This window comes from Psychromonas sp. SP041, assembly GCF_000470315.2.
In the GTDB taxonomy this organism is placed as follows: domain Bacteria; phylum Pseudomonadota; class Gammaproteobacteria; order Enterobacterales; family Psychromonadaceae; genus Psychromonas.
In genome coordinates this window covers 1-8,547 of record NZ_CBRF02000068.1, presented here as the reverse complement: position 1 = coordinate 8,547, position 8,547 = coordinate 1, and the positions used below count along the sequence as shown (strand labels likewise).

The 8,547-nt window shown below is 36.1% G+C and carries 7 protein-coding genes; all 7 read right to left on the bottom strand.

Going from position 1 to position 8,547, the window contains the following annotated elements; genetic code table 11:
- Positions 1-1,697: 1,697 nt before the first annotated feature.
- On the bottom strand, positions 1,698-2,147 hold the full coding sequence (locus tag SP041_RS20425; protein ID WP_025564584.1) for a hypothetical protein: 450 nt from the start codon (positions 2,145-2,147) through the stop codon (positions 1,698-1,700).
- Positions 2,148-2,163: 16 nt separating this feature from the next.
- Positions 2,164-2,871, bottom strand: a complete 708-nt coding sequence (locus SP041_RS20420) for a DUF6796 family protein (protein WP_025564583.1) — start codon at positions 2,869-2,871, stop codon at positions 2,164-2,166.
- Between the two features lie 133 nt (positions 2,872-3,004).
- Complete coding sequence (locus SP041_RS20415; protein ID WP_025564582.1) at positions 3,005-4,603, bottom strand: VCBS repeat-containing protein; 1,599 nt, start codon at positions 4,601-4,603, stop codon at positions 3,005-3,007.
- A gap of 399 nt (positions 4,604-5,002) precedes the next feature.
- On the bottom strand, positions 5,003-5,563 hold the full coding sequence (locus tag SP041_RS20410) for a histidine phosphatase family protein (RefSeq protein WP_025564581.1): 561 nt from the start codon (positions 5,561-5,563) through the stop codon (positions 5,003-5,005).
- A gap of 94 nt (positions 5,564-5,657) precedes the next feature.
- Positions 5,658-6,089, bottom strand: coding sequence for a thioredoxin TrxC (trxC, locus tag SP041_RS20405; protein ID WP_025564580.1), 432 nt, complete (start codon positions 6,087-6,089; stop codon positions 5,658-5,660).
- A 410-nt stretch (positions 6,090-6,499) separates the two neighbouring features.
- Entirely contained in the window at positions 6,500-7,540 is a 1,041-nt protein-coding gene (locus SP041_RS20400) for a glycosyl hydrolase family 8 (protein ID WP_025564579.1), read from the bottom strand.
- 503 nt (positions 7,541-8,043) lie between these two features.
- Entirely contained in the window at positions 8,044-8,400 is a 357-nt protein-coding gene (locus tag SP041_RS20395) for a hypothetical protein (protein ID WP_025564578.1), read from the bottom strand.
- Positions 8,401-8,547: the final 147 nt, after the last annotated feature.

Below are 8,547 nucleotides of genomic sequence, written 5' to 3'. Positions count from 1 at the left end.
AGACAGCGAGTAGTTTTAATCGTTGTCTCGCATTGGTTGTCGCATTAATTAATTCAGCAAAATTGTGACTCATATTAGCTCCTTTGTAAGAAACTTAATTAGATCACATATTTATCGGAAATGGTATCACCACGAAGCCGCTGCGCTACACAAAGAAAAACAATAAATAGCTAGTTAACCTCAATTCTGGATAAGCAAAGTGATACCACACCGCTATTTCTGCAGATTTCTGCGTTAAATTATCTCTCAATAACCAGTTATTGCTTCAATAATTTACCTGAACTACGCAAAACTAATGACTCTGTCTAATAAAAAATAGCCCTTATGATTTTAAAAGTAATATCGATTTAACAAACCAGAATTGAGGTTAACTACAAAGTCAAAGTCAACACATGTAAACATTAAAACACTGCAAGCTAAAGCATGCGCCCCGAGTTTCGATACCTACAAACTGAAATATGACTCGTAAAATATAAATCGACACAAAAGCATCTGGAAACTGAAACGTGCACCTCCAAGTCAAAATTAACAAACTAAAACCGTCTGCCTTTCTGCAACTATTACCAGCCTGTGACTTTGGGGCGCTGGCTTTAGCCTGCAGGGGGTGGTGTGTTTTTTGACTTGTTGCTACAAGTTTATGAGCTTTTTATTCTGGGGCGCATGGTTTAGCTTACAGGAGGTCTGTGTTGTTTTTTCTTTTTAACTAATCTTCTTTACCCTTCGTAGTTAAATCGCTTTTGACTTTAAAAAGTATTAATCACCACGAAGACGCTGCGCTACACGAAGGGCACGAAGAAAAACAACAACTCTATAGTTAATAGTAAGGGTTTTGACCTAACCTTCTTTACCCTTCGTGCCTTCGTGGTTAAACCGCTTTTGACTTTAAAAAGCATTAATCACCACGAAGCCGCTGTGCTACACGAAGGACACGAAGATAAATAACAGCGTTGGTTAATAGTAAGGGTTTTGACTTAATCTTCTTTACCCTTCGTGCCTTCGTGGTTAAACCGCCTTTGATTTTAAAAACATTAAGCACCACGAAAACGCTGCGCTACACGAAGAACACGAAGAACACGAAGAAAAACAACAACTCTATAGTTAATAGTAAGGGTTTTGACCTAACCTTCTTTACCCTTCGTTCCTTCGTGGTTAAACCGCCTTTGATTTTAAAAAGCATTAAACACCACGAAGACGCTGCGCTACACGAAGGACACGAAGAAAAATAACAGCGTTGGTTAATAGTAAGAGTTTTGACCTAACCTTCTTTACCCTTCGTGCCTTCGTGGTTAAACCGCTTTTGACTTTAAAAAGCATTAATCACCACGAAGCCGCTGTGCTACACGAAGGACACGAAGATAAATAACAGCGTTGGTTAATAGTAAGGGTTTTGACTTAATCTTCTTTACCCTTCGTGCCTTCGTGGTTAAACCGCCTTTGACTTTAAAAAGCATTAATCACCACGAAGACGCTGTGCGACACGAAGAACACGAACGAAAAATAATGCTAGTTAATAGTAAGCGCTTAGGGGTAGCTATTTTAAATAAGCCTAGGAAGCGAAAGCCCAAGTCTCTCCTTCCGCAGCCTATTTGGTTATGCTTTGATCAATAAAAAAGGGATGAAGCTAATAACAGCTAACATCCCTTTTAGAGTAATTAAATTAAATTAAATTAAATTATGTAAATTTACTTTTGTTTACATTACTTGATAGAAGGACTCATTTTGTTAAGTAACCAAAATAGCCCAGCTACCATGATCGCAAAACTAAGTGAGACATAACACAACGCGATTCCCATACTGCTTTTAGGACAAATATCACCTTGGCTTAACTCCAATAAACTACCGACTAGAGCGAGTAATACAACAGGTGACCAGCCAATAATAAACAACCATTTAGCATTAAGCTTATTATTAAAAAGAGTCGCTACCAACATTAGAAAATAGCCAATAGTCACGATAAAACAAGCAGGTAGTTTGGCAACACTTGGACATGGCGCAATGCCTGTTACTGTTAAATAAGACACAGATAACGCGCCGTATAAACCAATACTCAATAGCACTAACAAAATGACTTTTATTGCTATCTGAACCTTCGTAAGCGGCATATCCTTGTTCTCTGTACCTTTGTTCTGTGTATCTTTGCTCTGCATATTAATTATCTTTTAATTAGTCTTGGCTTTGAGTAGGCAAACCTATTTTATACACACGGTGTAATGAATAAAGTGAGATAGTAAATACAATTAAATGCACCACATTCATTGCAGCTGGCAATAACCAAACACCAATACTTAACCCAGTAAAGTAAGTCGTAAAGATCACTCCTAAGATTAAGGCAGGGCTAAATAATGCCACCCAACGCGGATAAAGTGTTTTACCGATGACAATACGCCATATCCAAAGTACAGACACAACAACCATCGCCAAGCGCAATGCATTAACAAGAGGCTCGTTGTGTGCCCCAAAGTCGCTTAATAAGCCCTGTAATTGAAGTACTACATTAGTATCAGTCGTATCGGCAATTTCATGCGCAGTTAAGGCTAAATAAATGCGGCCACCTAACCAAGCATTACCGACCATAAAGGCGTAACCACCTAATAAGGTGATAATCCAACCATGTACTTTACTACCACCTCGAATAAACATTTGTCCAAGGTGCCAGTAGCCTAAAATATATAATGGCGCAGCTAAAGTACTAAAGAAATGTCCTATCGTTAACTTGTCTTTAGTCACATTAGCAAAGTAACCGTACCCTTCAACTTCGTAACCTCCGAGAGGAGAAAACTGTAAAGTGAACTCCCCTATTCCAACTAACAAAGCAGCTAGAAACCCAGCAATGCCAGTGAGCAATAATGTGTTATATGTTTTTTTATCCACAATTTAGATCTCTTTTTGAGTGTTTATATTGTTATGGCTAATCATCTAAGGCTAATAATCTAAGACTACTAACCTAAAATTAATTGCCTAAATTAACAACTTGAAAGTAGCCATTTGAAATTAACGCTTTAAATTAATAGTCAGAAAGGTCAATGGTAGAGTCGACCTGTGGTGAATCAATATTCACCGTTCTTCCACTCTGATAACTCACTTTCACTGATTTAATCTCAGTTTGATTACCTAACCCAAAAAACACATCACTAGTTTGATCCGAACCTAAACCTTCACTGGTATAAAACTGATTGGTATAAGTTTGACCATCAACCATGGTTAGTGTGACTAATGCGCCAATAGAATGAGTCTCATCTTTAAAAGCAATTTTAAGCCAATGACGCGTTCCACCATTATTAATGAAAGCACGTAATTTTCCATTTAAATTACCAATCACAGCATCAGGCCAACCATCCTGATTAAAGTCTGAAACAACCGTTGTTACACCAAAATGTTTATTACCAATACCAGCGACTTCTTCAACAGGTTTAAATGAGTTTTCTTCATATTGTTGTAATAAGTTACCAGGGTAGAGATCTAAATGTTCAACAGCAGGGAAACGAATATAATTTTGGGTAATGAGATAATCAGCAAGCGTATCGTTATTAAAATCATAAGAAACGAGCCCCCAACCAAACCCATATTTTGCTGCGTTATTTTCTAGAGCAGTATCTTTAAAATTAAAATCACCTTGATTCTCTAGCAAGATATAATCTTTATTCAAGGTTTGATCTTCTCTTAAATCCCCTACTACTAAAAAGTCAGGTAAGGTTTTACCAACATTACTGAAATATAAATCCATTAAACCGTCGTTATTATAATCACTCACTGCAATACCCATCGGGTAACTATAAGTCACCGGTAAAGTGATATTTTCAAAGGTTAAATCGCCATTATTTTTAAAGATACGTACAAAACCAGTATCTTGAGCAACAACTAAATCACTTAAGCCATTGTTATTTAAATCTACAAAAACAGCAGTAAAAGTATTATGTTGCTCGTAAACACCAGACGATTTAGTAATGTCCGTAAAAGTGTTGTCACCGTTATTTAATAATAAATTACTAATGCCGCCATATTCTTGATTAAAGATAGTTTCACCTTCCACATATTCAGGACGAATATAGTTAGAAACATACAAATCAACCGCGCCATCATTATTAATATCACCAAAAGAAACTGATAAAGGCATCGACTTTTTATCTAAAGGAAAGTCTATTTTCTTACCTGTAAAATCTGTTCCAGTATTTTCATAAAAATAAATACCACTACTTCTTGCAACAAAAAGATCGACTAAACCATCGTTGTTAGCATCAATTGATGATGCTCCATAAGTTGGGTCGTCTTCAGCTTTATCAAACCAACCTTCAGAAGGAATACTTACTAGCGCATTATTCACATATTTTTGTAAACCATCTTGCTGTCCAATACCACCACCAACAAACACTTCATCAATACCATCGTTATCTATATCGATGGTAGATAACGCCATAAAAGGTAGTCCGGCAACAAAATCAGATTGATGTGTGAATTCCGTACTAATTTCACTAAAACGTAAGTCTGTTTCACCTTGTGCTTGTTCAGCGCCCTGTATTACATAGGCCACTATTTTAGTAAAAAATAATGCAATAAAAATTAGAATGCCGATAACAATCAGCGATATTTTCTTCCATTTACTCATAACTCTCTCCGGGTGATGTAACCATTTTATTCATCCTTGTCAGGCGTTGTATCAAGAAGACCCGAAAAACCACTTTAATCATTCAACTATTTCATAGATTAGATTTTATTAGAGTACAAGATAGGCGGTATTCAAGTTTAAGGTTTAAGGTTTAAGGTTTAAGGTTTAAGGTTTAAGGTTTAAGGTTTAAGGTTTAAGGTTTAAGGTTTAAGGTTTAAGGTTTAAGGTTTAAGGTTTGAAATATAAGAGTAGGTTAATAAATAGAGAAGCGCTTTTTAATAACGGCTGTTTTAATAGAGAACGAGGTATTAATTAAATAAGTATGAACTAAAAGGATATCGACGAATGAGTATCGATAGAATACTTTAAAGGCAAAGCAATTTTAAAATCTACTGGCCCTTAACTTTTCTTATAGAGGTCACCCGCCCAATATTCTGATTGTGGAGATTTAGCCCCAGACCATCCACGCCTTATCAATTCCTTAACAAGAAATCGATTAAAAATGCCATGGCCAACAAACAGTACTTTATGATGCTGAGTCGCTAACTCAATAAGCTTATCTGTCGCTAATGCTGCTCTAGCTTTTACTTCTTTTATTGATTCGGAGTGATGTGAATAGCCTAAAAGCCATAACACTCTAAAGCATATTGCCCAAAATTTCGGCGTCATTTTAAAAGTATGCCAACTTGCTGATGGTAATCCAGCTTCTATAAATAGATCATCACATAAAACGATCTTCCCTGCATTTAGGATAGAGGCTGAATCAATAGATCGTTGAAGACGACTACAAATTATCGCATTACAATTATTTGCGTGGGTGACGGAAGAAGGCAAAGGCGATGTATTTAAAGAAACCTTAGATTGATCATAAAACGTAATCCAATAAGTAAATTCGGTGGCAGTCATTGGATGTTCTGAAATCGGGTCGGGTTTACCATGTCTAATGATCGTTATTTGCATATATTTCCTCTACAAAGTGCCACTGCCATAACAAACAACAACAACAACAACACTTCAACAAAGGCTGCAAAGCTATGCAGGCACAAATAGGCACTTATTTTAGTAATGCTTGTGCTAACCATGATTTAAATTGTGCTGCAGGTAACGCGCCGTTCAAGGTATCAACTACTTTACCGTGTTTAAAAACCATTAACGTAGGAATACTACGAATATTATATTGTGCCCCTAACTGTTGTTGATCTTCAGTATCGACTTTCACAAATCGAGCGGCAGTTTGTTGTGTTGCTACCTCTGTAAATGTTGGCGCAAAGTTAATACAAGGTCCACACCACGGTGCCCAAAAATCAACAACAACGGGTTTATCACCATTAATTAACGCCGATAAATTAGCCCCCGTTCCTTCAATAGGCGCGCCCTGTAACAAGTCTTGCTTACAACGTCCGCAACTAGGCGCAGCTTCAATTCGTTCAACAGGTAAGCGATTCATGGAGTGGCAATGTGGACATCTAGAAGTAATTGTAGTCATATTTATTTTCTCTTTTAAGTCTGAATATTTGGCGTCTATTTTCATTGAGCTATTTTCATTGAGCTATTTTTCATCGAGCTATATTAATTTAATCTATTGGCTTAGCTTATTTCCATCATGTTTTTCTAATCTTGAATTCAAGTGATAAGTGCAATAGTATTTTTCTAACTTAAGTAATAGTGCCTTTCTAATTTAAACAATGCCACTCTAAATAAATACCAAATTAAATAATCACTTATAAGCAGATCACATCTTTTAAAAACGCCCTGTTGAACTGACACTTATAGTAATAATAATTAACATCAATAAGACGCCCCTCTTTAAGCAAACTAACTCAAGCATTAGATCGAGTTACTCTATATCAAGATGTGCTCGTCGCACTTTGATCAACGAATTCAACGTTGATATCATTATTTTTTAACAATCGGGAGCTGTGATAATAAAATAAAAGTGGCAGAATAATAGTCTGTTTCTGGCGTTATCTGAGGCAACGTAACATCAGCGTTATCATTGTCCATTTTAGCTTCTGTAACGGCTTTAATCGCTTTCATTCCAGCGTTAGCAACTGTTTCTGAACGTTGACCTGTCAATAAATCAACCGTTGCTGGTAATGATTCCTGAGCCCAAAAGTCAATAAATGGCACGATTAATTGTGTTTGATAATCTTGTGCAAGCATTAAATAAAGCGGTAATCGATTAGCATTCTCTCCATACTCTGTAGAGTTAGCCCCTTCTAAAGTTGCTTTCTCTTCCGACAGGATCATCCAATCTGACGGTAAATTCCAATCACCAAAACGAGCTGACGCCATCAGTGAAGTGCCTGATTGATATATTTCAGCCCAAATCGGGTCACCTGTTACTTCTGTAAATAAATTTAAAGCGGGAAATACCCAGTAGGATAAATTGATTTGAACACGGTCATCAGGCAATTCAAAGCCTGTTTCGCTCGGTAATACCAACTGATAACCGAATTGTTGACGAATAAGTTTAGCTTTAATAGCATCTAACACACGTAAACCTTCAACGAGGAATATTTGGCGATCCCATTTATTTTCTGCTGCTAATAAAGCCCAAGCAATAATAATATCGCCATTACTTGCGTTGTTTTGAGCAGAGATACATTTTTTATCACACTCCCCTTTTTCTGAGGGTGAATATTGCTGACGAAATAAATGATCTTCACGCTGCATGTTTTGTTGTGTCCACGCCCACATGTCTTGAAACTGCTTTCTATCATTAGAGAAAACAGCAAACAATAAAGCAAACCCTTGCCCTTCACTGGTTGGTATATTGTTATTATCAGTATCAAGCACTCGGTTAGTATCAATAAACTGTGCTTTGTAAGTAATCCAATTTTTTTGAAAAGGTGTTCGCTCAAAAGAAATAAATTTTGGGATAAATGAAATCGCAATCAAAAACAAGAGTATTCCGATGAATATAATTTTCTTCATTTCCCAGTATTCCTTAATCTTTTTTAAATGCAGTTGTATTCATAAATAGGTTGCCATCATAAAGGTGAACAGCATAAAAATCATCAACAATAACAGCTAGCTAATATCTTCATCTTTGTCATAGCGATTATCAAAAGAACTTAAATCAAGGTACTCTGCTAAAGGAGTATTCAAGAATATGGAAAGGTGGAATGGAAAAATGAATATTCATATTCCAAGGGGATAATTTGCAGTGAGAAATCAATTGGGGTGAATTTACTTTGGCAAGATAAGTCAGGTTTGCCTCTTTATTTAAAAAGGATGCCATCATATTTAACTCAGAACGAATAATAGCTATTAGCTCAAACTCGACCAGCTCAATAAAGGTTGTTTTTTTGTACAATGAGCAAGTTATTAAAAAAGAACGTAAAAACATTCTTTTCGGAGAAATTCTACAGCCTCAACACCCAGATAAGGTGTCGGCTGTGCGGCACATATCCTTGTTTTTTATGCGTTTTTAAAATTTAACTATTAATACCTTCCAACGTATCGCCATCAACTAGATGAACATTCGTGATGTAGTAAGCTAGGCTATATTCGATATTTAGTGAAAAATACACGCTTTGTTTAAGATGCAGTTTTATGGACTCTTCTAGCTCATTACTTAAAGTTAGTGTGAACTCTTCACCTCTATGAGGTTTAGTGAGCAACGATATTGTGATGAGAATGTGGGAGTATTTATACTCCGAACAGGGATAAGCTCTAGACTTACACACACCAGCACTGGAATCTTTTTTATTAATAATTCCCTCTATTACATCAAAAACTTCTTTCGTGTCTATATCCAAGTTATCAGAATATTTAATTTCTACATGTGGCATACGAATATACTCCTGAACGCATAACGAGGCTGTAGAATTTCTCATTTCAGCCTGTTTATTTTAAATAAAAATGACAGTAGCTTACATTTACTTGAGATTAAATAGATTATTTTGTTTTTATTAACTAATTGATTAAATTGAGTCATA